The following is a 25,447-nucleotide window of genomic DNA, read 5'->3' on the forward strand; positions in this document are numbered from 1 at the left end:
ATTGTGACTTTCGACCTTAGAATGATTTTATTTAAAAAATGCTATCAATCAATATCTTAAAAAAACAAAACCATTCTAGCACTTTATATAGAGTACCATTAAGGTGTATTTACGCCTATAAATTCATTTTGGACCTTTTAAAAATCAACTAAACAAGATTTTATCATTTTGAGTATTACACCTACAGAACAAAAAATTATCGATTATCTTCATAAAGGAGATAAACGGGCTTTGAATTTACTTTATGAAAATTATTCAAATAGTCTTTATGGTGTAATCGTAAAAATTACAATAAATGAAGAAATTGCCCAAGACGCTTTACAAGAAACTTTTATTAAAGTCTGGAAGAATCATTCAAAATACGACCAGAAGAAAGCCAAACTATTTACTTGGTTATTCCGTATTGCAAGAAATACAGCTATAGATAAACTAAGAAGTTTTAATAATAGATTTCATAAAGAAGTCCAAATTGAAACTTCTAACGTATATATTCTACCAACAACAAATTTCAATGAAGATGTCATGGACATTAAGAAACATGTTGGAACACTAGAAGAAAAATATCAAATTGTGTTAGATGCTTTATTTTTTCAAGGAATGACACAACAAGAAGCCAGCGATGAATTAGATATTCCGCTTGGTACAATTAAATCTAGATTAAAAATAGGATTGAGAGAGCTGAAAAAAGTTTATAATCCATAAATTATTTGATCATGGAAAAGAAATTACACACCTTTTTAAATTCCGATCTACTTCAAAAGTATTTGATTGGAGAGACCTCTACAGCAGAGTCTAAAGAAGTAGAATACTTTATTTCAAGTTACCCAGAGGCTACTGAAGCTTATGAAAAACTTCAAGATAATTTAGAAATCATAGCAAAAGCTGGAGCTGTTGATTTGCCTAAAGATTTCTTAAATGACATTTTAGAGTCTTTAGAAGAACCTACTGAACCAAAAGTGATTCATATAACACAAAACAGAAAGACACCGTGGTATAGTTTTGCGGCGAGTGCTGCTGCTGTAATATTTGCGGTAACATCTTTTATGTTTTATCAAAAAAATGAAGAGCTTAAAAACGAAAATAATGTTGTTGTAGATGAAATTTTTGATCTACGTGGTGATATTGAAAGTAACAATTCTAAATTAGATGAACTATCTAGAGAATTATTAAAACTCAATAATCCAGATTCAAAGAAATATGTTATTAATGGTAATGATCGTGCTAAGAATTTAAAAACTGTAGCCTACATTAATCCTATTGAAAAAACATCTATGATTGATGTTATTACACTCCCTCAATTACCAAAAGAACAGCAATATCAAATTTGGGCTGAATTACAAGACAGAATGGTTAATCTAGGTATTTTAGATGAGTCTGACCGTAAGTTAAAACAGATTCCATATATGGAAGATGCCTTAGCTTTAAGTATTAAAATTGGAACAAAAGGAGATAACGCAAGTGAAAATGACACTGAAGTTGCTGAGATTTCTTTAAAAGATAACTAAACAAGTATTAGTTAATTAATCCAAAAAGAGGCGCAATATATATTGCGCCTCTTTTGTTTTTTTAAATTTAAAAATATTACTCTTTTTCGAAGAATGACTTATGAATAATTCCTCCAATAATAGCACCTGCAATTGGAGCTACCCAGAACAACCATACTTGAGATAAATAAGCCCCATCAGCAAATATTGCTTGACTTAAAGATCTTGCGGGGTTTACAGATGTATTTGTAATAGGTATACTTATAAGGTGAATTAAAGTTAAAGACAAACCTATAGCAATAGGCGCAAAACCTTTAGGTGCTCTAAAATTTGTACTTCCTAAAATCACAATTAAAAAGAATGCTGTTAATACAACTTCTGCAACTAAAGCAGATATCATACTAAAACCACCTGGAGACAAAGCATCATAACCATTAGCTGCAAAACCTCCTACGCCATTAAAATCAGATTTACCCGAAACAATAAGATATAATACTGCTGCAGCTGTAATGGCTCCTATAATTTGAGCAACAATGTACCCTAATAAACTTTTAGCTTCAAACTTTCCTCCAGCCCAAAGACCTATAGAAACAGCAGGATTAAAATGCCCTCCAGAAATATGCCCAACAGCAAAAGCCATGGTTAATACCGTAAGTCCAAATGCTAATGCAACACCTAAAAATCCGATTCCTAATTCAGGAAATGCAGCTGCAAAAATAGCACTACCACAACCTCCAAAGACAAGCCAAAAAGTTCCAAAAAACTCTGCAAATAATTTCTTCATAATTCTTTATTTTAATATAATTAGTTATATCTATTGTCAATAAGACACAAATAAAACTGTTTAAGTCACACTAAAAGAAAGAAGGAAATAAATGGAAAAGCCTTATCTTTGCATCAAATTTAAAAATTCAAATGAAATTATTATTACTTACATTAGGATTATTAGCTTTAGCAGTAGCAGGAATTGCAATAAAAATTTGGGCTAAAAAAGATGGTAAATTTGCAGGCACATGTGCGAGCCAAAATCCAATGCTTAACAAAGATGGAGAAGCTTGTGGTTTTTGTGGAAAAACGCCAGACGAATATAAAGACTGTAGCGAACCTCAACATTCTTAAGCCTAAATGACAATTATTTTAATGCTGTTTTATGCATTTATAGCAGTAGTCTGTGTTCAAATTATATATTATCTAAGTTTCCTCTTCTCTTTTGGAGTAAAAAAAGCAGAAGCTCAATTAAAAAAACACATCCCAATATCTCTTATTATTTGTGCTAAAAATGAAGCCGATAATTTAAAAAAAAATATCCCTTTAATATTAAATCAGGATTATTCTAATTTCGAAATTGTATTAGTCAATGATAGCTCGTTTGACAACTCATTAGAAATAATGGAAGAGTTCGCTTCAAAACACAACTCAATAAAACTTGTTGATGTTAAAATAAGCGAAGCTTTTTGGGGAAATAAAAAATACGCACTTACCTTAGGCATCAAAGCCTCTAAAAATGATTATTTAGTCTTTACCGATGCAGATTGTACGCCAAATTCTGATCAATGGCTAAGTCAATTAACCAGTCATTTTTCAAATGAAAAATCTATTATTTTAGGTTATGGAGCTTATGCAAAAAAGAAATTTTCTATTTTAAATAAGCTTATCCGTTTTGAAACTGTAATGACGGCTTTACAATACTTTTCTTATGCTAAAATGGGGATACCTTATATGGGCGTTGGTCGCAATTTAGCCTACAAGAAAAATGTATTCTTTGACAACTGTGGTTTTAACAGCCATATGTCTATTAAATCTGGTGACGACGATTTATTTATTAATGAAGTATCTAACACCTCAAATACAGCACTTTGCTACACTAAAGAAAGCTTCACCATTTCAGAACCAAAAACATCTTTTAAATCTTGGATACTCCAAAAACGAAGACACATCAGTACTTCAAAGCATTACAAATCAAAGCATAAAGTTTTATTAGGCTTATTTTACACCACACAATTATTATTTTGGATTTTAGGTATTTCACTATTAATCACTAAATTTTCATGGCCTTTGGTTGTTTCTTTAATTGCCTTAAAGTATGTAATACAATGGATTTCTTTTGGGTTTACAGCTAAAAAATTTAAAGAAACAGACTTACTTTTACTGATGCCAATTTTAGAAATACTATTAATTACTTTTCATTTAAGTATCTTTATAGTTAATTTGATATCTAAGCCAAAACATTGGAAATAAAAGAAGCTATAAACAAAGCAAAAAACAACAATCAAATTGCATTCAATTTCCTTTTAGATACATATTGGAATGATGTTTATGCGTTTCAACTAAAACGAACAATGAATGAGAATGATGCTGAAGACATTACCATTCAAACATTTTCTAAGGCTTTTGACAAGATTAACAGTTATAATGACGATTATAAGTTTAAAACTTGGCTAATTACTATTTCTAAAAACATTCATATAGATTTAGTTAGAAAACAAAAACAATCTATTAGAAACACCTCTAAAGATAACGATGAAAACTATTTTTACATCGTTGACGATTCTCCCACTCCTGAAGATAAAATTATCACAGAACAAAATCTTGCAAAACTTTTACGAGACATCAAAAAACTAAAACCTCACTATCAAGAAGTTATTAACCTAAGATATTTTCAAGAACTGAGTTATAAGGAAATTTCTGAAAAATTAAATGAACCGATAAACAATGTAAAAGTAAAACTCCTAAGAGCCAAAAAATTATTAGCAGCTATAATTACAAAAAGTTAGTGTTTTCAATATTTAAAAAATTAGGTCCAGGACTATTATTTGCAGGAGCTGCGATAGGAGTTTCTCACATTGTACAATCTACAAGAGCTGGTGCTGATTTTGGCTTAGGACTGCTCTGGGCATTATTACTAGTCCATATTTTTAAGTATCCTTTTTTTCAATTTGGAGCAAAGTATGCTGCAGCTACAGGAGAAAGTCTAATTCATGGCTATTATAAATTAGGAAAAGGTGTATTAATTACCTATTTCATTCTTAACATTGCCACTATATTTACAATACAAACTGCTGTAACCATCGTCACTGCAGGTATAGCCAATACACTTTTTGGTGATATTAGCTTTTTAAACTATGGAAACTTAAAGGTTTTAAGTATAGAAATTTGGACAGTAATTATACTTTCTATTTGTCTTTTTATTCTTTTTGTAGGAAAATATAAAGCCTTAGATAAAATAATTAAAGTTATTATTTTAATACTTACTGTAAGTACGCTTATTGCTGTGTATTTTGCTTATGACAACTTTAATCAGACACTTAACTTTAGTCAAATTCTACCAAAAACACCAATAGAAATTGCTTTTTTAGTAGCCTTCATGGGTTGGATGCCGGCACCTTTAGATGTTTCTGTTTGGCAATCTATATGGGCTGTTGAAAAGAAAAAGGAAAAAAACTCTTTCACTCCTAAAGTAGCATTATTAGATTTTAATATTGGTTATTTTGGAGCTATGTTTCTCGGTATCGGATTTATATGCTTAGGTTATTTTGTAATGTATGATTCTAAAGAACCTTTCAGTACCCAAGCAACGTTATTCGCAAGTCAATTAATAGATGTTTACACTTCTAGCTTAGGGCAATGGTCTTATGTCATTATCGGTATTGCCGTATTAACCACTATGTTTAGCACAACATTAACCACTCTAGATGCTTCACCAAGAGCAATGGCAACAAGTATTGAGGTATTAACTCAAAAAAAACATAAAAACGGATATCTATTTTGGATCTTAACCCTTACTATAGGGACTTTAATTATCTTCTTCGCTTTTGCTTCAGAAATGGGGATTCTTATAAAAATCGCAACCATTCTCTCTTTTATAACAACTCCTTTTTATGCTTACATCAATTACAGATTAATCTGTAGTGAACATACACCACCAGAATGGAGACCAAAAATAGCGCTCCGCATTTTATCTTGGACAGGAATTGTTTTTCTTATTGGATTTAGTGCTTGGTACCTCTCTATACTTTAAATTATTTTATTATTTACTTCGTATCTTTGCAACAAGAAATTGATAATTACATGGAAACCACAGTTGCTTCGAATATTTTACCAGAAAGAAAACCAAAATGGTTAAGAGTAAAGTTACCTACAGGAAAAAAATACACAGAACTTAGGTCATTAGTAGATAAGTATAAATTAAATACAATTTGTACATCTGGAAGTTGCCCTAACATGGGTGAATGCTGGGGAGAAGGAACAGCTACATTTATGATTTTAGGAAATGTATGTACACGTTCTTGTGGTTTTTGTGGTGTAAAAACAGGAAGACCAGAAACGGTAGATTGGGATGAACCAGAAAAAGTAGCACGCTCTATAAAATTAATGCAAATTAAACATGCCGTTTTAACAAGTGTAGACCGTGATGATCTTAAAGACATGGGGAGTATTATGTGGGCTGAAACTGTGAAAGCTGTCCGACGTATGAATCCTGAAACAACACTAGAAACTCTTATCCCTGATTTTCAAGGTGTAGAAAAACATATCGACCGTATTATTGATGTCGCTCCTGAAGTCGTTTCTCATAATATTGAAACTGTAAGACGTTTAACTCGTGATGTAAGAATACAAGCAAAATACGACCGTAGCCTTGGTGTTTTAAAATACTTAAAATCTCAAGGACAACGTAGAACAAAATCTGGTATAATGCTAGGTCTTGGAGAAGAACGTGAAGAAGTTATACAAACACTTCACGATTTACGAGATAATGATGTTGATGTTGTTACTATTGGGCAATATTTACAACCAAGTAAAAAACACTTACCTGTAAAATCTTTCATCAACCCTGATCAATTTAAAGAATACGAAGAAATTGGTTTAAAACTAGGATTTAGACACGTAGAAAGTAGTGCATTAGTAAGGTCTTCTTACAAAGCTCAAAAACACATTAATTAATGATTACTGTAGCTATTAATGGTTTTGGAAGAATAGGCCGCCGTGTATTTAGATTAGCGTTACAGCATCCTGAAATACAAATTGTTGCCATAAATGATTTAGCAGATACAAGAACTCTAAGCCATTTACTAAAGTATGATAGTATCCATGGTGTTTTAAAGGATCATATTTCTTGTGATGACAACCATATTATAATAAACGATACCGCAATTCCTCTATACAATAAATCACACCCTAAAGATTTAGATTGGTCTCAAGTAGCACCCGATTTTGTTATAGAATCTACAGGAAAATTTAAAACTAAAACAGAACTTCAATACCATATTGTTAACGGAGCAAAACGTGTTGTTCTCTCTGTTCCAGCTTTAGAAGATGACATTAAAACTATTGTTTTAGGAGTTAACGATGATACAATTGATGGTACAGAAACCATTTTATCTAACGCCTCTTGTACAACTAATAACGCTGCTCCAATGATTGCTTTAATAAAAGAACATCTTGGTATTGAGCAAGCTTATATAACAACAATACATTCTTATACAACAGACCAAAGTCTGCACGATCAACCTCACAAAGATTTAAGAAGAGCAAGAGCTGCCGGACAATCTATAATACCAACAACAACAGGCGCTGCTAAAGCATTAACAAAGATTTTTCCGGATTTAGCAGACGTTATTGGAGGTTGTGGTATTAGAGTCCCTGTTGCTAATGGCTCTTTAACAGATATTACAATTAACGTTGAAAAACCAACATCTACAGAAGAAGTTAATTTAATTTTTAAAAATGCAGCACAAAACCAATTAAAAGGTATTCTTGAATATACAGAAGACCCAATCGTTTCCATTGATATTGTAGGTAATCCTCATTCATGTATTTTTGATGCTCAAATGACCTCAGTAATAGGTAACATGGTAAAAATTATTGGTTGGTATGATAACGAAACTGGCTATAGCTCAAGAGTTTTAGATTTAATTTCCAATTTATCAGGCAAAAAACGACCTTAGTCGAATAAATATTTATATTTGTTTAAATTAAATCTAGCTAAATGTCTCAAATCAAATATTATATATTTGTTGTTTTTGCATGTGCTTGCAGTTTTGTTTTTGCACAGCAAGCAAGCATGGCTAATGAAGATATGCTTCCTTTATGGCTTAACGAACACTTAAACCAAGCCAAATTAGATAGTGACAGAGGAAAATACTACAATGCTTTAGATAACTTAGATCAAGCATTAAGCATTGCTATAAAAATTGATGATAAAACCAGCCAAGGTAAAATTCACACCAAAATCTCAAAAGTCCAATTCTTAGTTGGAGAGGAAGATAAAGCCAATATTTCTATTGGTAAGGCAATGCACATTCAACGCGAAATTGAGGATTATGGTAATCTTGCTATTGCTTACAATATTAAAGGTGTAATGCATAGTAGCAAAAAAGATTATGATGAAGCCTTAGATTATTTCAATTCAGCTAAAAATTTATTCGAGCAAGAAGATTTAGAAGAATACACTTCAGATGTTTTTCTAAACGAAGCTAAAGTTTATATTGAGCAAAATCGATATGAAGAAGCAAAAATAGACTTAGAAAAAACCATCATTTTAGCTAAAAAATACAATCAACCACGTCGTCTTAGTAGTGCATTAATTCATAGTGGAAAAGTGTATTCTGCTCTAGATAATGATGAAATAGCTTTAACTCAAACTGAAAAAGGATTATCTATTGCGCAAAAGCATAAAATTTCAGAAGATAAAAATGAAGCTTTCTTAACTCTAAGTAATATTCATGAAAAAAATGGCGATTATGAAAATTCGCTCGACTATATCAAAAAGCATATTTCTTTATCTGATTCTATTTTAAATGTAACAAGAAAAAACTTAGCACCTGGAATATCTGGTCAAACGATTAATAATTACAAAGACGCACAAAACAAGCAATTAAAAGAACAAATGGAAGAAGTTACTGCTGCAAGTGCTTTTTCAAAAATAACAACCATCTTAAGTATTGCGTTAATTACCATACTATCTCTGTTAACATTATCGTTATACAAAAACAATAATATTAGGCTGAATTCTAATACGATGCTTCATAAGAAAAATGACGAACTTATAATCGCAAAAGAAAAAGCCGAATTAGCTTCTAAGACAAAAGCAAACTTCCTATCTACAGTAACTCACGAGCTACGGACACCGTTATATGCCGTAACCGGACTTACAGACATGTTATTAGATGAAGATCCTAAACCACATCAATTACCACATTTAAAATCCTTAAAATTTTCTGGTGATTACTTACTTACCTTTATAAATGATATCCTTCAGATTAATAAAATTGAGGCTAATAAAGTTGAAATAGACCCTGAACATTTCAACCTTAAACATAAGTTAGAAAATGTAATTTCTGCACTTAGTAATTCTGCTAACGACCAGGATACAAAAATTCATTTTGACTATGAAAATGAGTTACCAGAAACATTTATTGGAGATCAATTAAAAATTTCTCAAATCTTAATTAACCTGTTAGGAAATGCTATTAAATTCACAAAAGATGGAGACATTTGGGTGAGAACATATAAAATTGACAAGAAGGATAAGATGTATAGTCTTCGCTTTGAAATTGAAGATAATGGGATTGGTATTACAAAAGAAAAACAAGAACACATGTTTGAGAGTTTCTCTCAGGGTTCAGTTCAAATTAATAGAAAATATGGTGGTACTGGCTTAGGTTTATCAATTGTAAAAGGACTTATTCAAATTCTGAAAGGTAAAATTTACCTAAAGAGTGAACTTGGAAAGGGCACAACATTCATTTTTGAAATCCCTTTAGAATACGATAAAAGTGTAGACAAACCTGAAGTCGTAGATGTTAAAAAAACAAATAAGATGGAAAGTTTAGATTTAAGCAATGTTAAAATCCTCATTGTTGAAGATAATAAAATCAATCAAATGATCACAAAAAAGATTCTGAACAAAATGAATCTAAATTGTGATGTTGTAGATAACGGCGAAGACGCGGTAGAGATTGTTAAAACAACAAAATATGATGTTGTATTAATGGATATACATATGCCTGGGATTAGTGGTTTAGAAGCTACTAAAATCATTAGAACCTTTGATAAAGAACTAACAATATTTGCTTTAACTGCTGTAACTCTTGAAGATAAAATGCACGAATTTGGTGATGCTGGTTTTGATGACATCATCTCTAAACCATTTAAGCAAGAAGATTTTGAAGATAAATTACACGCTGCACTTTCTGGAGAAAAAATAATCTCTAGCTTCTTTAGTTAACAAATTTAGTTATAGCACCCTTAAATTGAGTAGCCTTATCTATCTTAATTTCAATAGGTAAATAAAACAATTTACCGCTTAAACTTTTATAATCTCTTAACCTTACATAATCTTTCTCTGTTGTAATAATCAGTGTTTTTGACTCTAAATTCTTAATATCAGAAGCTTTAAAATCATAATGATCATTAAATTCTAGATGCTCGAATTCTAACTCCTTTTCTTTTAAAAAACCAACCAAAGGTTTTGCATTGGCAATACCTGTAACCAATGTAAATTTTGGAAGCGTAGTTAATTCTAATTCTTCGAGATCAGATTTTACTTGAAGCGCATAATCTACATAACTAAAAAACAATTGTTGATTTGCTTTTAATTTTAATCTTGAAGTAATCTTTTGCTTTTCACTTTCAGAAATAGATTTATCACACTTAGTCACCACAATTAAATCTGCACGATTAGCACCTGATCTTGGTTCACGCAAATTACCTGTTGGCAAAACGATATCTTTGTAGTATAAATTATTATAAGCCGTTAAAAGAATATTAAGTCCCGCTTTTACTTTTCTATGCTGATAAGCATCATCTAACAAAATTACTTCTGGTTGTTTCTCTAATTCTCTAAGTTGATCAATTCCATTCTGACGATTAGCATCTACCGCTACAGTAACATCATTAAATTTTCTATGAAACTGAAAAGGTTCGTCTCCAATAGTATCTGCATTTGCGGTTTCATCTGCTAAAACAAAACCTTCTGTTTTACGTTTATAACCTCGACTTAGCGTAGCTAACTGCTTTTGGTCTTTTAACAAACGAATTAAATATTCAATCATAGGAGTTTTCCCAGTACCCCCAGTACTCAGATTACCGACACAAATCACAGGAAAATCATAAGATTTAGACGTTTTTAATCCAACATCAAACAACCAATTACGAAACCAAGTAATGAGGTAATAAATTGGTACTATAGGAAACAATATGATGCGGATAAACTTCACGATGGCTAAATTATATTATTTTTGAAAACAAATATACACTTATGATTATACAAGACGTCATTAATCACTTACACAACTTAGCTCCTTTAGCTTATGCTGAAGATTTTGATAACGTTGGACTACTAGTTGGTGATAAAAACGAAAGCGTTACAGGTATCCTTGTTACATTAGACACACTTGAAGAAGTTGTAGATGAAGCTATTGAAAACAACTGCAACCTTATTGTCAGCTTCCACCCTATTATTTTTAAAGGTTTAAAAAAACTCACCGGAAAAACTTATGTAGAGCGTGTTGTTATTAAAGCTATTCAAAATAATATTGCCATATTTTCAATTCATACAGCTTTAGATAATGCTTTTCAAGGTGTTAATTCTATCATTTGTGACCAATTAGGTTTATTAAATAAAAAAGTTTTAATCCCGCAAAAAGGTACGATTAAAAAACTTCAAACTTATGTTCCTAAAGAAAATGCAGAGGCATTAAGAACAGCTTTATTTGAAGTTGGAGCAGGAAGTTTAGGTAATTATGAATCTTGTAGTTTTAATATTGAAGGGCAGGGTACCTACTTAGGTAATGAAAATTCAAATCCTGTGATTGGTAAAAAAGGGGAATTACACACAGAAAAAGAAATAGCTATTTCTATAACTTACGCAAAACATCTTGAATCTAAAATTTTAAAGGCGCTTTTTGAAATACATCCTTATGAAGAAGTTGCTTACGAAATTTCAACCTTAGAAAACACCAATCAACATATTGGTATAGGCATGGTTGGAGAGCTAGAAACAGCTTTAGAGACCAAAGATTGTCTTCATTTTATTAAAACTAGAATGAATACAGAGTGCATTAGACATTCTAAATCATTAAACCAACCTATAAAACGAATTGCTGTTTTAGGAGGTTCTGGGAGTTTCGCTATTCCGGCTGCAAAAGCTATGAATGCTGATCTTTTGATTACTGCCGATCTAAAATATCATGATTTTTTCAGTGCAGAAAAAGAGATTGTTTTAGCTGATATTGGTCATTATGAGAGTGAACAGTTCACAAAATCATTTTTAGTAGAGTATCTCTCGAAAAAAATCACTAATTTTGCAATCATTTTATCAAAGACAAATACAAATCCGATAAAGTATTTATAATTATGGCAAAAAAAGCTGAAGTTTCTGTTGAAGAGCGATTGAGAGCACTATATGATTTACAATTAATTGACTCTAGAGTAGATGAGATAAGAAATGTCAGAGGTGAGCTTCCTTTAGAAGTGAGAGATTTAGAAGACGAAGTTGAAGGACTTAACTTAAGGATGGACAAGCTGAATGATAGTTTAACTACTATTGATGAGGACATCAAAGGAAAGAAAAACTTAATTGAAGAAGCAAAAACTTTAATTAAAAAATACACTGAGCAACAAAAGAATGTTAGAAATAACAGAGAATATAACTCATTGACAAAAGAAATTGAATTTCAAGAATTAGAGATTCAATTGGCTGAAAAAAACATTAAAGAATTTAAAGTTCAGATAGAGCAGAAAAAAGAAGTTATTTCTGGTACTAAAGATCGTTTAAAAGATCGTGTAGCACACTTAAAGCATAAAAAAGGTGAGCTTAACGAAATCTTAAAAGAAACTGAAAAAGAAGAAGAAGCTTTAAAAGGAAAGTCTGAAGATTTTCAAAAGAAAATTGATGACCGTTTAGTTAAGGCATACCAAAGAATTAGAAACAATGTTAAAAATGGTTTAGCTGTTGTTGCTATTGAGCGTGGTGCTTCTGGAGGTTCTTTCTTTACAATTCCACCACAAATTCAAGTAGAGATTGCTTCTCGTAAAAAAGTAATTACTGATGAGCATAGTGGACGTATCTTAGTTGATGCTGAATTAGCTGAAGAAGAAAAAATAAAAATGAACAAATTATTTGCTAAACTTAGCAAGTAATTTCTCAACACTTTATAAAAAAAAGCCTTTGCATTAGCAAAGGCTTTTTTTTGTGACTTAAAAGTAGAACATTGTTCTTAACATTATTTTACAATAATTGACATTTAGGTTTTATAACTTCACACGACTAAGAAGGAAAGAAAAATTAAAAGATGAAAAAGTTACTTACTATTTTAACCATTGCCTTATTATTTAGTTGCCATAATCAGGCACAAGTTAACCCCAAACAACAAGCTGTTATAGATGCAGAACCTGTAACTGTTCCTTTAAAAGACGGAAAAGCCAAAGCTTATTTTGCAAGCGGATGCTTTTGGTGTGTTGAAGCTATTTTTGAAAGTGTAAAAGGAGTTGAAGAATCTATATCTGGATATTCTGGTGGGTTTACAAAAAATCCTACGTACGCAGCTAGCAATACAGGTAAAACAGGACATGCAGAAGCTGTAGAGATTATTTACGATCCAGAGATTATAAGTTTTAAAGAACTAGTTGATGTATATTTTGGTTCTCAAATCCCAACGCAAGTTAATGGACAAGGACCAGATCATGGGTCTCAATATCGCTCTATTATATTTTACCAAAATAAAGAGCAAAAGAAAGTTATTGAAGACAAGAAAGCCGCATTATCAAAAGAATTAGATGCTAAAATTGCTGCAGAAGTATATCCTTTTCAAAAATTTTGGGTAGCTGAAGATTATCACCAAAACTATGAACGTCTTCATCCTAATCAAGGTTATATTCAAGGGGTTTCTATTCCGAGACTAAACAAATTTAAGGCTAAGTTTCCTGAGTTATTAAAAAGTGACTTAAAACATTAGTATAAAGCAAACAAAAGACCTGTAACGTTATTTAAACATTACAGGTCTTATTTACTTCTATAAGAGATATTCAACCTCAACATCTATCATTGGATTTAATATTCCAGTTTTAATAGGTTTGAGGTTTTTTCATATGAATTCATTAACCATCTCCTAAAGGTAATTCTGGTTCATTATTTGATTTCGACTTTAAAAACGGATGTATAAATACATAAATTAACAACGCTAAAGCAGCCAAAGTAATAGGTATTACAAGAGCATAAATTAAAATAACCCCATCAGGCGATGCTTCACTTATCCATCCTTTAATTTCTGTAACAACCAAACTAATATTAAGGAATACAATAATGGCCGTACTAATCCAAGCTAAAATTTTAACCCATAATTTTATGGCAAATTCCTTCATCATTTTTTTATCTGAATTAAAATGAATAAGAGGAATAATAGCAAACCCTAATTGTAAACTTAAAACAACCTGACTCAATACTAAAAGGTTTCCTAAAGCAGATTCACCAAAATATAATATGGTAAACAACGCTGGAATTATAGCCAATAAGCGCGTTATTAAACGTCGTAACCACGGTTTTATACGAAGATTTAAATGCCCTTCCATAACAATTTGCCCCGCTAGTGTACCAGTAATAGTTGAACTTTGTCCGGCTGCAATTAAAGCAATCGCAAAGAAAGCTGGAGCTACACTTCCAAAAAGATTATTTAATAATTTGGAAGCATCTTGAATTTCAGCAACATTATAATAGCCATTAACATAAAAGGCAGATCCGGCTAAAACTAAAATAGCAGCATTCACAAAGAAAGCTAGGTTTAAAGCTATTGTAGTGTCTATAAAATTATATTTAATAGCCTTTGTTATCCCTTTAAAGGTTCGGTCAATCTTTCTTGTTTGTACTAATGAAGAGTGTAAATACAAGTTATGAGGCATTACAGTTGCTCCAATAATCCCAATAGCAATATAAAGTGCGTCATCAGATAAACCTGTAGGCATAAGTCCTTTTACCACATCCGTATAAACAGGACCTGTAATTAGCATCTCGACCACAAAAGATGCTCCTATGATAAAAACAAGACAAACTATAAACACTTCCATAGTCCGCATTCCTTTTTTTAACAAGTATAAAAGTAAAACAGTATCTAGAGCGGTTAGACTTATTCCCCATATTAAAGGAAGACCAAAAAGTAAATTTAACCCGATGGCCATACCTATAATTTCAGCTAAATCACATGCTGCAATAGCTATTTCTGCCAAAATATACAAAGGTATATTAGCCCAACTAGGATAGGCATTTCTGGAAGCTTGAGCAAGATCAAGCCCTTTTACAATTCCTAATCTAGCACTTAAAGACTGTAATAAAAGGGCTATAAGGTTAGACATTAAAAGCACCCAAATTAATTTGTATCCAAATTGAGAACCTGCTGCAATATCGGTAGCCCAATTTCCTGGATCCATATACCCAACGCTAATAAGGTACGCCGGTCCTATGAAAGCTAGTATTTTTCTCCAGCCTTTTTTATTTGTGCTAACTGAAGAATTTACCTCACTTAAGGATTCTAAACTCATAAGTATTTAAAATTTTTCATCATAAACTAATTATAACTTAAGGCTACAAAACTACAACGGAAATCTGAGGAATAGCACTTCTAACACCAAACAAATCTCATTAGTAATAAAGAATAAATATATTTCAATATTTAATGTACTGAATTACATATTTCAACATTACGTATAGAATTAATCAGAATAAAGCAATAGTAAATTGAAGAGCTTTAATAGGAGATTCTTTTAGCAAGTAATCGCTTTTTTAACTTCAAAATAATTAGTCTCATTATACATCGTTGATTAATTTTGTACTGAATAAAAATCACTTTTACTATGAAATCATTATATCTTGGCTTAATATGTTTAATACTTGTTTCAAGTTGCAAATCGGATAACAAAGAAGAAATTGCAGTAGAAACCAAGAAAGAAATATCATTAGCAGAAAAAATTGCCAATGCCCATGGTTTTGAAAATTGGAAAAATGTTTCAAAGGTAAGTTTCACATTCCAAGTAGATAAAGATACTATTAAAGGAAAAGGAAGAACTTGGACTTGGTTTCCTAAAGAAGATAAAGTCCTTTTAAGAGATAACGACACGACTTATAATTATATAAGAAGCCAAGTAGACAGCACAACGATTGCTAAAGATAAAGCATTTATTAATGATAAATTTTGGTTATTAATTCCTTTTCAATTGGCTTGGGATACATCAGCTGACATTACAGAGTCTAAAAAAGCAGAAGCACCAATTAGTAAAGAAGAATTAAATATGACCACTCTCACCTATTCTAATGAAGGAGGTTATACTCCTGGTGATGCATACGACATATATTACAACGATAATTATATCATTAAAGAATGGACCTATAGAAAAGGAAATTCTGAAGCACCTTCACTTTCTACAACATTTGAAAATATTAAAGATTTTAACGGTATTAAAATTGCTACAGATCACAAACAAGAAGGAGGAAACTGGAATCTTAATTTTACAGATGTGAGTATTACTTTGGACACCAAAAAATAAGCACTTACATTTGCAGTCTATAATGTAAGTTTCACGCAGATAGTTTCTATCTAAGGCGTATAGCTTACATTTTCCGCCATATGGCGCCTATTATATATTAAAGCATCTCTTCTTTTAAGATTGAGATGCTTTTTCTTTTAAATCAACATCTATATTAAATAAAAAGGTAGTCCCTTCTCCTACTTTACTTTCTAAAATCAAATCCCCTCCCAACATTTCAACATAGGCTTTAGATATTGAAAGCCCAATACCAGATCCATGTAACGCGTTTTTATTATCAACGTCTACTTGATAGAAAGGATTAAAAATAGTTTCTATCTTATCTTTAGGAATACCAATCCCTGTATCTCTTAACATAAACTGTACTTGAGTCTCATCACTATCTAAATTACAACTTAGTACAACATTACCACCTTCAGGAGTATATTTTATAGCATTTTCGACCAAATGTTCTAAAGCTACTTTAAATTTATCAAGATCAGAATTAACAATACTTCCCCACTTAGGAATAAAATTATTTAAGATAAAATGTATTTTTTTTGATTTCGCCTCAGGTAATAATGATTTATATATCACCTCTACTGTCTCATTAATACTAAAAGTTGATATTTTTGTGGTCACCAAGCCTGCTTCAATCTTAGATATCGTCATGATATCTGTCATAGAATCTAATAATTCTTGCCCACTACCTTCTATTACACTTATGTATTCTTTAAAATCACCGTCATTAATATCATAAGATTTTAAAAGACCTGCACACCCTAAAATACCATACATAGGTGTTCTAATCTCATGACTTATATTGGCTAAAAACGCCGTTTTTAATCGATCCGATTGTTCCGCATTCTCTTTAGCTGCAATTACTACTTTATGCTTTTCAATGAGCTCTTCTTGTAAGTGATTTTCTTTTAAAAGAGCATTGTGTAAATGTCGTATTAAAAATGACACTGAAAAAACAGTCATTAAAATAAAAAGAGTATTATTAATAAATACGATGACTAAAACTTCAAATCGTTCTCCTATATAAGCTTTTAAATCAAAAAGCTTAAAATAAAAAATTATAGCCATCATAAAGTATCCAAACGCTATAAAAATCACGGTTTTAATTCCTGCTTTTCGTCCACTAAACAACGTTACCAATATAGAAAGCATAAATAATAAAAGTCCACTACTACTTTTTAATCCTATGTAAAAAATGAGAGCAAAAGACAATAAAAACAAATTAACAGAAAACACTTTCTTCTTTGTATTTATACCCATTTTATTATTAAAAAACAAGAAAGCAATTATACATATAGCCAAAGTATCAGCAAAAAAAACAAACCACTTACCTAAAAGAATAGCAGTTATAGCACTTGGAATATAAGACATTACCCCCAATGGAAGAATTAATATTAAAATTGAAATAAATAATTTATCTCTAAAATAAGATAACTCATCCTGTTCGCTTTTTCTAGAAAAACGAATATACCTTATATACCATTGATGGTAAGAGGTCCATAATTTATTTAGCATCTATATAATTGATTGATATCACTAAATTTAATGAGAAAAATTCAAAAAAACTACTTATATCCTTTTAATTCAATAAATTATACTCCATTCTTATCTATTATTAAAATATCATATAATTATGCTATTTTTGTTAGCAACCGAAAAAACAACTCACTTTGCCCAACTACAAGCTAGGTCTTGACTACGCTAAACAACAAGACAATTTAGACGAATTATCTCACTACAGAGAACAATTTCATATCCCAAAAGATAAGAATGGCAATGAACTCATTTACCTCTGTGGAAACTCTTTAGGCTTACAACCTAAATCTACAAAAGCTTACATTAATCAAGAGTTAGACGATTGGGCCAACCTAGGTGTCGAAGGGCATACTGATGCTAAAAATCCTTGGCTACCTTATCATGAATTTTTAACGGAAGCTACTGCAAAATTAGTTGGTGCAAAACCAATTGAAGTCGTAACCATGAATTCCTTAACTGCGAATCTTCACTTCATGATGGCTTCATTTTACAAGCCAACCAAAGAGCGCCATAAAATAATTATTGAAAGTGATGCTTTCCCTTCAGATAAATATGCTGTAGAATCCCAATTACGTCATCATGGTTACGATGATAAAGAAGGTTTAATTTTATGGTCACCAAGAGAAGGAGAAGAATTATTACGTTATGAAGATTTAGAAGCGATTTTAGAAAAACACGGAAACGAAGTTGCCTTAGTGATGGTTGGTGGCGTTAATTATTACACAGGGCAGTTTTTCGACTTTAAACGCATTACCAACCTTGGACATCAATACGGCTGTAAAGTTGGTTTTGATTGTGCTCATGGCGCAGGAAATGTAGATTTAGATTTACATAATTCCGGTGCAGATTTCGCGGTTTGGTGTACTTATAAATATATGAATTCTGGTCCAGGAAGTTTATCGGGTTGCTTTGTCCATGAGCGTCATGCTTATGACAAAACCTTAAATAGACTTACCGGTTGGTGGAGCCACAATAAAGACACGCGTTTTAATATGCGTCATGAATTTGATGTTTTACCAGGTGCCGAAGGTTGGCAATTAAGTAATCCACCCATTTTATCTATGGCTGCCATTAAAGCGTCTTTAGATATGTTTAATGAAATTGGAATTAAAAAACTCATTGATAAATCAAAAAAACTAACTGGTTATTTCGAGTTTCTACTAAAAGATTTAGGCGAAGATACCATTAGAATCATCACACCCGAAAATCCTGAAGAACGCGGTTGCCAACTATCCATCCAAGTTTTAAACGCAGATAAATCCTTACACAATAAATTAACTGAAGCCGGAGTCATTAGCGATTGGAGAGAGCCCGATGTTATTCGTTGTGCACCAACACCATTATATAATTCGTTTGAAGATGTCTATTTAATGGTAGAGAAATTGAAAGCACTTTTATGAATAAAATATTTTCCATTATAAAAGATGAAAACATACTTTTAAAAATCAGAAAAAAATCAGAAACGAGTTTTTCAGAATATCACTTTTTAGGATTCCTCTCTTTTTTCTACAACTTAGGGCATGATTACTTAATAATTACAAATAAAAGAATCGTAGTCATTATTAAAGATGAATTAATAAAGAATGTAGAATATCAAGTATTTTCTAGTCTCGAATTCAATTCTAATAACAATAATTTACAATTCAAGAATCATCAAGGTCAAACGCAAATTATTAATTTAAATAGATTTAGACCTTCATATGAAGACATTCAGAACATCAAAAAACTATTGAATAAGACAAGTGTTTAATCTGAATTCTAAAATATCAACACTTCAAATATAGCATTAGCAACAATTTGAAGCCATAAAACTGATTTCTGCCTTTGTAGAAATAACAAAAACATTATGAGTAACAAACAACAAAATATACTGATAATCGGAGCAGGACTCTGTGGAAGTTTACTCGCATTAAGATTAGGGCAAAGAGGTTACAACGTTACCGTTTACGAAATGCGTCCCGATTTAAGAACAACAGATATTTCTGCAGGTCGTTCTATTAACTTAGCTTTTTCTGACCGTGGTAATAAAGCCATGAAACTTGTTGGTTTAGAAGACAAAGTAAAAGAATTGTGCATCCCCATGAATGGCAGAATGATTCACGATAAAGAATCGAACACGTTTTTATCTAATTACAGCGGAAGAGATCACCAATATATAAACTCTATTTCTAGAGGAGAACTTAATGCCCTGCTCTTAACGGAAGCCGAAAAGCATGAAAATGTAAAAATTCACTTCAATAAGAAATGTAAATCTGTAGATTTTGAAAACACAGCAGCATTATTTCAAGATTATAACTCTAAAGATGAATTTGTAGAAGACGCAGATATCATTATCGCAACAGATGGCGCTGGCTCTGCACTTAGAAAAAGTTATTATTTAGGAAAGAAATTCTTATTCAGTTTCTCTCAAGATTATTTAACTCATGGTTATAAAGAATTAAGCATTCTACCCACAGAAAATGGTGATTACAAAACCTATAAAAACGCTTTACACATCTGGCCAAGAAGCAGCTTTATGCTCATTGCACTACCAAATTTAGACGGTAGTTTTACCGTTACTCTATTTTTAAGTTATGCTGAAGGTGAATACAATTTCAATAATTTAACAACCCCAGAGCTTGTTACAGAATTCTTCCAAAAAGAATTTCCAGATGCCTTAGAAATAATGCCCAATTTGGTTGATGATTTTTTTGAAAACCCAACCGCAGCATTAGGAACCGTAAAATGTTCACCATGGCACTATAAGGGCAACACTTTACTTATAGGAGATTCTGCTCATGCTATTGTTCCCTTTTATGGACAAGGCATGAATGCCTCTTTTGAAGATGTTGTAGAATTCGATAAAGTTTTAGACCAAAATTTAGAAAATTGGGAAGCTACTTTTACAGCTTACGAGAAAAACAGAAAGAAAGATACTGATGCCATTGCAGATTTAGCTATTGACAATTTTCACGAAATGAAAGGCCACGTATCAAATCCCATTTTTCAAGAAAAACGCAAGATTGAAATGGCACTCGAAAAAGAATTTCCAACAGCATACAATTCTAAATATAGTTTAGTAACTTTCAACGAAACGGTTGGCTATAGAGAAGCGATGCTAAGAGGAAGAGCCCAAGACAAAGCGATTTTAAATATGCTTACAGATGGAATTATTTCCGTAGAAGATAATTTAAAAGATATTTTAGAAAAAGTAAAAAAAGAAACCGAAGCTATTTTAGAAGACGATAAAATTGCCAGGTTGTAGTGAGCAGTAAGCAGTAAGCAGTAAGCAGTAAGCAGTAAGCAGTAAGCAGTAAGCAGTAAGCAGTAAGCAGTAAGCAGTAAGCAGTAAGCAGTAAGCAAAAATTAAAATATAAATTGGGAATAAAACAAAATTCAACAAAAATTAATGTCCCAAATTTCGACGCAGTCGGAAACAACGATTTTAAGAAATAATGAGCGAAGAAGCGGAACTGCGAAGCGAAGCTTCAAGCATGTAGCTTCGAAAGCGAATGGTGCTTTAGCAATTTCCTGATAAATCGTTTTGAATTTTTGGTTCGTTTTGTTTCAAGACAAAATGAACATTAACAATAAAGAAGAAAATGAGTAATACAAAAAATGAGGTTCCTACTTCCGCAGGAACTGGCGTAACACCAAGAGGAGCCTATCCACACGTAAAACAAGTAGGCGATTTCATTTTCGTCTCAGGTACAAGTTCTAGACGTGCAGATAATACCATTGCAGGCGTTGACTTAATCGACGATATGGGAACAAAACGTTTAAATGCTTACACCCAAACCCAAGAAGTCATAAAAAACATAGAAAAAAACTTAGCTAAAGTTGGAGCAACATTAAAAGACGTGGTCGATGTCACTTCTTTTTTAGTCAACATGAACGACTTCGCTGATTATAACAAAGCCTACGGAGAATTCTTTGAAAAAGAAACAGGACCAACCAGAACAACGGTTGCTGTACACCAATTACCACATCCAGATTTGGTGGTTGAGATAAAGGTTATGGCTTATAAGAAACAATAACTGTCATTCCTGCGAAGGCAGGAATCTTATCATGCAATTCCTCAATCATTCCGCTTTTAGAAATAACAAAAGAACAGAATAAAACCGTAAAACCTTTGGCAACTATAAAAAACTACATCAACGGAGAATTTTCGCTTCCCATTGCTAATGAGTGGATCGACAACTATAATCCCGCTAACGGAGACGTTTACGGACAAATTCCAAATTCAACAAAAAAAGATGTTGAAAACGCATACAAAGCAGCCAAATCTGCATTTACAAGTTGGTCGCAAACCACATTAGAAGAACGCAGTAGAATTCTTATAAAAATTTCAGAATTACTAGAGGCAAACTTAGAGCATTTTGCAGAAGCGGAAAGTAAAGACAATGGAAAACCGGTTCGTTTAGCAAAAGCAATAGACATTCCAAGAGCCGCAAGTAATTTTAGATTCTTCGGTAATGCAATTACACAATTTGCAAGTGAAAGTCACGAATCTATTGGGCAACAAGCCATAAATTACACCTTACGTCAACCCATCGGTGTTGTAGGCTGTATTTCGCCATGGAATCTTCCACTCTACTTATTTACATGGAAAATTGCACCAGCAATCGCGGCAGGAAACTGTGTAGTTGCAAAACCAAGTGAAGTCACGCCAATGACGGCTTATTTGTTAGGCGAAATCTGTAACAACGCTGGCCTTCCAAAAGGTGTTTTAAATATTGTTCATGGTTTAGGAACCACCACAGGGCAAGCCATCATTGAACATCCAGATATTAAAGCCATAAGTTTTACTGGAGGCACAGCAACAGGAGCACATATTGCCCGAGTTGCTGCACCAATGTTTAAAAAATTATCTTTAGAATTAGGTGGAAAAAATCCAAATATCATTTTTGCAGATTGCGATTATGAAGATATGTTAACGACAACGGTTCGATCGTCATTTGCTAACCAAGGGCAGATTTGTTTATGTGGTAGCCGCATTTTTGTAGAAGCTTCTATTTATGAAAAATTCAAAACCGATTTTGTTAAAAAAGTAAACGCATTAAAAGTCGGTCATCCTTCACATGAAGACACCAATATTGGGGCTTTAGTTTCAAAATCTCATCTAGAAAAAGTAAAAACATACATAAACATCGCTAGAGAGGAAAAAGGAACGGTTTTATGTGGAGGCAATGAAGTGGTTGTTAAAGGTTTTGAAAACGGTTATTATTTAGAACCTACAGTCATCGAAGTTCCTAATGATGAATGTCGTGTTAACCAAGAAGAAATTTTTGGACCCGTAGTAACGATCATGCCATTTCACACAGAAGATGAGGTTTTAAAAATGGCTAATAAAGTTAAATACGGTTTATCTGCCACACTTTGGACGAATGATTTAAAACGCACCATGAAATTAAGCAACCAATTACAAGCCGGAATTATTTGGGTAAATACTTGGATGCTGCGAGATTTAAGAACCCCTTTTGGAGGCACAAAAGCTTCTGGTGTTGGCCGAGAAGGCGGATTTGAGGCCTTGCGCTTTTTTACGGAAGCTAAGAATGTTTGTATAAAATATTAATACTTTTTGTCATACAAAATCTCTCTCAGCAATACCATCTAATTTTAATCAATGAAGAAAATAGCCTACCTATTATTATTAATCTTAATCAATTGTTCTAACGATGATCAAACAGATAAAGCACTTTTAGAAAAAGACAAAAAAATGTTAGTTGAAAACCTGGATGCAGGAAAAGTAGCGGGCTATAAATTTGGTAAAATTTTAATTAGAGCATCTGCAAAAAAAGATTCTACATTTTATTCTCTAGAAGGCGATGAAATAGATGCTGAAAACTTTATAGATTTTAAATCTACTTTAAATAATACATTTCAAAAAGTTGAAAAAGTTAGTAAAAATAAAGAGTTATCTGTTTTAGACTATATTTCAATATACCGAGACTATAAGAAAATGGAAACATTTATTATGGAAACGGATGAAGACCTATTCCCAACACTCGCTGAATCAATAAATGAAATTTATGGTGACACATCTAAGATTCAGCCAAGGTTAAAGGGAATTAAAAAGAAAGAGACAGAAGCTTTTGAACATGCTGCTTTAAGCGCAATTGTTTTATTAAGTAAAGATTTAGGAAAAGAAGTAGCGCTATATGAATGCTCTAAAACTGAACCTAAATTTCTACCCGATTCTGAATTTAAAACATTAATTCAATTTTTTAGAGGTTTTATATTTTTTGAAAAAAAACTTTTTTACCTTTCTGAAGATGAAATCACTAGAAATATAAATTGGCTCGATGCTAACAAAAATATAGACCTGCCATTAACAAGATCTATGTTTAAATGGGGCAACTTAGATAATAAGAAAACTCATATAGGCTTTCATTCTATCAACCATTTGTTTAGAGGCTTTGATAGACTTATGATGGATAGAGCCATTGATGAAAAAAGAGCACTTGAAGATTTTGAAATTTTCTTATCAGATTCTAAAAAATTAGGAGTAGACAATGAGCTTATATGGTCTGTTGAAACTTATTTATATTTAAAAAATGAAGAAAATGAAAAAGCCATAATAGCATTACAGAAACTAAAAACAAGCTCATTCCTAACTAGTAATGATAAAGAAAACATTGATCAATCTATAACGTATTTAAAAAACAGAGAACCAGATAAAGTCTTAAATGGTTTTTATGATAAATATTTTTTAAGTAAAATAGCCACTAAATATATTTTTTCAATACTATCTTCTATCGATTGGGAAAGAATACTAATTGAGAATGATGTTAAGCATACAAAAGAAATTTTTGAAATGATTGAAACATTAAATAATCTCTCAAAAAAAATAGATAACCAACTAAGTGGCAAAACAATCAATGAAGCAAGTAAAGCAATAAAAGAAACAGGTAATAGTTTTTTTAATACCGCAAAAGACCTATTGAATAATGAGTAATTATTCATTTTTAATAAATTAAATATTAATAAAAAAAACCTCATTTCTTATGAGGGCTATCAATAAAAATGAATCTAGAATTAAACAATAAATACGCATTAGTTTGCGGAAGCACAGCAGGAATAGGAAAAGCAACAGCTATGGCATTAGCTGCAGAAGGTGTTCAAGTAACTTTAGTCGCTAGGAATGAAGACAAACTGAAGGTAACCTTAGCAGAATTACCGAAACAAAATCAGCATGATTACATTGTTGCCGATTTTTCAAATCCAGAAGATTTAAAAACAAAAGTTTCTAATTATATTACCAAAAATCATGGGTTTCATATTTTAGTAAACAACACAGGTGGGCCAGCTGGTGGACCTATTTTTTCTGCAGAAATCAATGAATTTGAATCTGCTTTTACGCAACATTTAAAATGTAATCATGTCTTGGCGCAAACTATTGTTCCTTTTATGAAAAGCGAAGGTTATGGAAGAATAATCAATGTAATTTCTACTTCTGTAAAACAACCTTTAGACGGTTTAGGTGTTAGTAATACCATAAGAGGTGCTGTTGCGAGTTGGAGCAAAACTCTAGCGAATGAACTAGGGCAATTTGGTATTACCGTAAACAATGTTTTACCTGGTGCCACCGGAACCGATAGACTTGCTGAGATTATTAAAAATAAAGCAGCAAAATCTGGTAAAACAGAAGAAGAATCTGCTAATGCTATGAAAAGTACAGTACCAGCCAAACGTTTTGCTAAACCAGAAGAACTTGCAGATGCCATTACGTTTTTAGCGAGTGAACGTGCTGCTTATATTAACGGAATTAACCTTCCTGTTGATGGCGGAAGAACAAAATCTTTGTAATCCTAAGATCTATCAGGTTTTAAAAACCTAACAAGTTTGTGTAGTAGAATTTCGATTTTTTATTACTAATTTTATTGCATTGATGAATCTGCGTTAAGGATTGC

Annotated in this window: 23 protein-coding genes and 1 pseudogene; 20 read left to right on the top strand and 4 right to left on the bottom strand. The window is 31.9% G+C overall.

Going from position 1 to position 25,447, the window contains the following annotated elements; translation table 11 throughout:
• Window positions 1-168: 168 nt before the first annotated feature.
• Together H0I32_RS04555 and H0I32_RS04560 are read left to right on the top strand one after the other, a co-directional pair.
• Window positions 169-702: an RNA polymerase sigma factor gene (locus tag H0I32_RS04555; protein ID WP_179312880.1), complete on the top strand. Its 534-nt coding sequence runs from the start codon at window positions 169-171 to the stop codon at window positions 700-702.
• 11 nt (window positions 703-713) lie between these two features.
• Window positions 714-1,505: an anti-sigma factor gene (locus H0I32_RS04560; protein ID WP_179312879.1), complete on the top strand. Its 792-nt coding sequence runs from the start codon at window positions 714-716 to the stop codon at window positions 1,503-1,505.
• Window positions 1,506-1,581: 76 nt separating this feature from the next.
• On the opposite strand, the gene aqpZ is transcribed toward H0I32_RS04560, so the two are convergent.
• Window positions 1,582-2,268, bottom strand: coding sequence for an aquaporin Z (aqpZ, locus tag H0I32_RS04565; protein WP_179312878.1), 687 nt, complete (start codon window positions 2,266-2,268; stop codon window positions 1,582-1,584).
• A 131-nt stretch (window positions 2,269-2,399) separates the two neighbouring features.
• Between aqpZ and H0I32_RS04570 the strand changes: the two genes are divergently transcribed.
• The 7 genes from H0I32_RS04570 to H0I32_RS04600 are packed head-to-tail and all read left to right on the top strand — an operon-like array spanning window position 2,400 to window position 9,711.
• Complete coding sequence (locus tag H0I32_RS04570; RefSeq protein ID WP_173587327.1) at window positions 2,400-2,603, top strand: membrane or secreted protein; 204 nt, start codon at window positions 2,400-2,402, stop codon at window positions 2,601-2,603.
• Between the two features lie 6 nt (window positions 2,604-2,609).
• Window positions 2,610-3,722 (top strand): glycosyltransferase, encoded by a 1,113-nt coding sequence (locus H0I32_RS04575; RefSeq protein WP_173587326.1) that lies wholly within the window; start codon window positions 2,610-2,612, stop codon window positions 3,720-3,722.
• On the top strand, window positions 3,713-4,258 hold the full coding sequence (locus H0I32_RS04580; protein WP_179312877.1) for an RNA polymerase sigma factor: 546 nt from the start codon (window positions 3,713-3,715) through the stop codon (window positions 4,256-4,258). The genes H0I32_RS04575 and H0I32_RS04580 overlap by 10 nt, the downstream gene beginning before the upstream one ends.
• Complete coding sequence (locus H0I32_RS04585) at window positions 4,258-5,502, top strand: Nramp family divalent metal transporter (protein ID WP_179312876.1); 1,245 nt, start codon at window positions 4,258-4,260, stop codon at window positions 5,500-5,502. Before H0I32_RS04580 ends, H0I32_RS04585 begins: the two co-directional genes overlap by 1 nt.
• Before the next feature lie 50 nt (window positions 5,503-5,552).
• On the top strand, window positions 5,553-6,425 hold the full coding sequence (gene lipA, locus H0I32_RS04590) for a lipoyl synthase (protein ID WP_173587323.1): 873 nt from the start codon (window positions 5,553-5,555) through the stop codon (window positions 6,423-6,425).
• Window positions 6,425-7,429 carry a type I glyceraldehyde-3-phosphate dehydrogenase gene (gene gap, locus H0I32_RS04595; RefSeq protein ID WP_179312875.1) on the top strand — a complete coding sequence of 335 codons (1,005 nt, stop codon included), beginning with the start codon at window positions 6,425-6,427 and terminating at the stop codon, window positions 7,427-7,429. Before lipA ends, gap begins: the two co-directional genes overlap by 1 nt.
• A 41-nt stretch (window positions 7,430-7,470) precedes the next feature.
• Window positions 7,471-9,711: an ATP-binding protein gene (locus tag H0I32_RS04600; RefSeq protein ID WP_173587321.1), complete on the top strand. Its 2,241-nt coding sequence runs from the start codon at window positions 7,471-7,473 to the stop codon at window positions 9,709-9,711.
• On the opposite strand, the gene lpxK is transcribed toward H0I32_RS04600, so the two are convergent.
• Window positions 9,704-10,702, bottom strand: a complete 999-nt coding sequence (lpxK, locus tag H0I32_RS04605) for a tetraacyldisaccharide 4'-kinase (RefSeq protein ID WP_173587320.1) — start codon at window positions 10,700-10,702, stop codon at window positions 9,704-9,706. The genes H0I32_RS04600 and lpxK overlap by 8 nt on opposite strands.
• Window positions 10,703-10,743: 41 nt before the next feature.
• On the opposite strand from lpxK, the gene H0I32_RS04610 reads away from it, so the two are divergent.
• The 3 genes from H0I32_RS04610 (at window position 10,744) to msrA (ending at window position 13,441) form a co-directional block, all read left to right on the top strand.
• Entirely contained in the window at window positions 10,744-11,838 is a 1,095-nt protein-coding gene (locus H0I32_RS04610; RefSeq protein WP_179312874.1) for a Nif3-like dinuclear metal center hexameric protein, read from the top strand.
• 2 nt (window positions 11,839-11,840) lie between these two features.
• Entirely contained in the window at window positions 11,841-12,626 is a 786-nt protein-coding gene (locus H0I32_RS04615; protein WP_173587318.1) for a zinc ribbon domain-containing protein, read from the top strand.
• 152 nt (window positions 12,627-12,778) lie between these two features.
• On the top strand, window positions 12,779-13,441 hold the full coding sequence (gene msrA / locus H0I32_RS04620; RefSeq protein ID WP_173587317.1) for a peptide-methionine (S)-S-oxide reductase MsrA: 663 nt from the start codon (window positions 12,779-12,781) through the stop codon (window positions 13,439-13,441).
• Between the two features lie 172 nt (window positions 13,442-13,613).
• Here the strand turns inward: msrA and H0I32_RS04625 are convergent.
• Window positions 13,614-15,017 (bottom strand): annotated as a pseudogene (locus H0I32_RS04625) (Nramp family divalent metal transporter); the annotation flags it as partial.
• 312 nt (window positions 15,018-15,329) lie between these two features.
• Between H0I32_RS04625 and H0I32_RS04630 the strand changes: the two are divergent.
• Window positions 15,330-16,019, top strand: coding sequence for a hypothetical protein (locus H0I32_RS04630; RefSeq protein WP_179312872.1), 690 nt, complete (start codon window positions 15,330-15,332; stop codon window positions 16,017-16,019).
• Window positions 16,020-16,133: 114 nt separating this feature from the next.
• On the opposite strand, the gene H0I32_RS04635 is transcribed toward H0I32_RS04630, so the two are convergent.
• Window positions 16,134-17,534, bottom strand: a complete 1,401-nt coding sequence (locus H0I32_RS04635) for a sensor histidine kinase (protein WP_179312871.1) — start codon at window positions 17,532-17,534, stop codon at window positions 16,134-16,136.
• Window positions 17,535-17,689: 155 nt separating this feature from the next.
• Here H0I32_RS04635 and kynU point away from each other — a divergent pair, with 155 nt between their 5' ends.
• From kynU to H0I32_RS04670, 7 genes are all read left to right on the top strand, one after another.
• A complete protein-coding gene (kynU, locus tag H0I32_RS04640) occupies window positions 17,690-18,955 on the top strand; it encodes a kynureninase (RefSeq protein WP_179312870.1) in 1,266 nt (421 codons plus the stop codon).
• Window positions 18,952-19,305, top strand: coding sequence for a hypothetical protein (locus H0I32_RS04645; protein WP_179312869.1), 354 nt, complete (start codon window positions 18,952-18,954; stop codon window positions 19,303-19,305). The genes kynU and H0I32_RS04645 overlap by 4 nt, the downstream gene beginning before the upstream one ends.
• 96 nt (window positions 19,306-19,401) lie before the next feature.
• Window positions 19,402-20,799 (top strand): FAD-dependent oxidoreductase, encoded by a 1,398-nt coding sequence (locus tag H0I32_RS04650; RefSeq protein WP_179312868.1) that lies wholly within the window; start codon window positions 19,402-19,404, stop codon window positions 20,797-20,799.
• 337 nt (window positions 20,800-21,136) lie between these two features.
• Window positions 21,137-21,571, top strand: coding sequence for a RidA family protein (locus H0I32_RS04655; RefSeq protein WP_179312867.1), 435 nt, complete (start codon window positions 21,137-21,139; stop codon window positions 21,569-21,571).
• Window positions 21,572-21,666: 95 nt separating this feature from the next.
• On the top strand, window positions 21,667-23,109 hold the full coding sequence (locus H0I32_RS04660) for an aldehyde dehydrogenase (RefSeq protein ID WP_179312866.1): 1,443 nt from the start codon (window positions 21,667-21,669) through the stop codon (window positions 23,107-23,109).
• Window positions 23,110-23,160: 51 nt separating this feature from the next.
• The gene (locus H0I32_RS04665) at window positions 23,161-24,492 is read left to right on the top strand and encodes a short-chain dehydrogenase (RefSeq protein ID WP_179312865.1); all 1,332 of its coding nucleotides are present in this window, start codon (window positions 23,161-23,163) and stop codon (window positions 24,490-24,492) included.
• A 68-nt stretch (window positions 24,493-24,560) separates the two neighbouring features.
• Window positions 24,561-25,343, top strand: coding sequence for an SDR family oxidoreductase (locus tag H0I32_RS04670; RefSeq protein ID WP_179312864.1), 783 nt, complete (start codon window positions 24,561-24,563; stop codon window positions 25,341-25,343).
• The last annotated feature ends 104 nt before the right edge of the window (window positions 25,344-25,447 follow it).

The organism is Winogradskyella sp. HaHa_3_26, from assembly GCF_019278425.1.
GTDB lineage: Bacteria > Bacteroidota > Bacteroidia > Flavobacteriales > Flavobacteriaceae > Winogradskyella > Winogradskyella undariae.

What these genes read in the sequence shown, in the direction of transcription:
- H0I32_RS04630 (WP_179312872.1), top strand. Translation starts at nt 15,330, where the DNA reads ATGAAATCATTATATCTTGGCTTAATATGTTTAATACTTGTTTCAAGT.
- H0I32_RS04560 (WP_179312879.1), top strand. Translation starts at nt 714, where the DNA reads ATGGAAAAGAAATTACACACCTTTTTAAATTCCGATCTACTTCAAAAG.
- H0I32_RS04610 (WP_179312874.1), top strand. Translation starts at nt 10,744, where the DNA reads ATGATTATACAAGACGTCATTAATCACTTACACAACTTAGCTCCTTTA.
- H0I32_RS04655 (WP_179312867.1), top strand. Translation starts at nt 21,137, where the DNA reads ATGAGTAATACAAAAAATGAGGTTCCTACTTCCGCAGGAACTGGCGTA.
- H0I32_RS04570 (WP_173587327.1), top strand. Translation starts at nt 2,400, where the DNA reads ATGAAATTATTATTACTTACATTAGGATTATTAGCTTTAGCAGTAGCA.
- msrA (WP_173587317.1), top strand. Translation starts at nt 12,779, where the DNA reads ATGAAAAAGTTACTTACTATTTTAACCATTGCCTTATTATTTAGTTGC.
- H0I32_RS04665 (WP_179312865.1), top strand. Translation starts at nt 23,161, where the DNA reads ATGAAGAAAATAGCCTACCTATTATTATTAATCTTAATCAATTGTTCT.
- gap (WP_179312875.1), top strand. Translation starts at nt 6,425, where the DNA reads ATGATTACTGTAGCTATTAATGGTTTTGGAAGAATAGGCCGCCGTGTA.
- H0I32_RS04575 (WP_173587326.1), top strand. Translation starts at nt 2,610, where the DNA reads ATGACAATTATTTTAATGCTGTTTTATGCATTTATAGCAGTAGTCTGT.
- H0I32_RS04600 (WP_173587321.1), top strand. Translation starts at nt 7,471, where the DNA reads ATGTCTCAAATCAAATATTATATATTTGTTGTTTTTGCATGTGCTTGC.
- aqpZ (WP_179312878.1), bottom strand. Translation starts at nt 2,268, where the DNA reads ATGAAGAAATTATTTGCAGAGTTTTTTGGAACTTTTTGGCTTGTCTTT.
- H0I32_RS04635 (WP_179312871.1), bottom strand. Translation starts at nt 17,534, where the DNA reads ATGCTAAATAAATTATGGACCTCTTACCATCAATGGTATATAAGGTAT.
- H0I32_RS04670 (WP_179312864.1), top strand. Translation starts at nt 24,561, where the DNA reads ATGAATCTAGAATTAAACAATAAATACGCATTAGTTTGCGGAAGCACA.
- H0I32_RS04645 (WP_179312869.1), top strand. Translation starts at nt 18,952, where the DNA reads ATGAATAAAATATTTTCCATTATAAAAGATGAAAACATACTTTTAAAA.
- H0I32_RS04615 (WP_173587318.1), top strand. Translation starts at nt 11,841, where the DNA reads ATGGCAAAAAAAGCTGAAGTTTCTGTTGAAGAGCGATTGAGAGCACTA.
- H0I32_RS04650 (WP_179312868.1), top strand. Translation starts at nt 19,402, where the DNA reads ATGAGTAACAAACAACAAAATATACTGATAATCGGAGCAGGACTCTGT.
- lipA (WP_173587323.1), top strand. Translation starts at nt 5,553, where the DNA reads ATGGAAACCACAGTTGCTTCGAATATTTTACCAGAAAGAAAACCAAAA.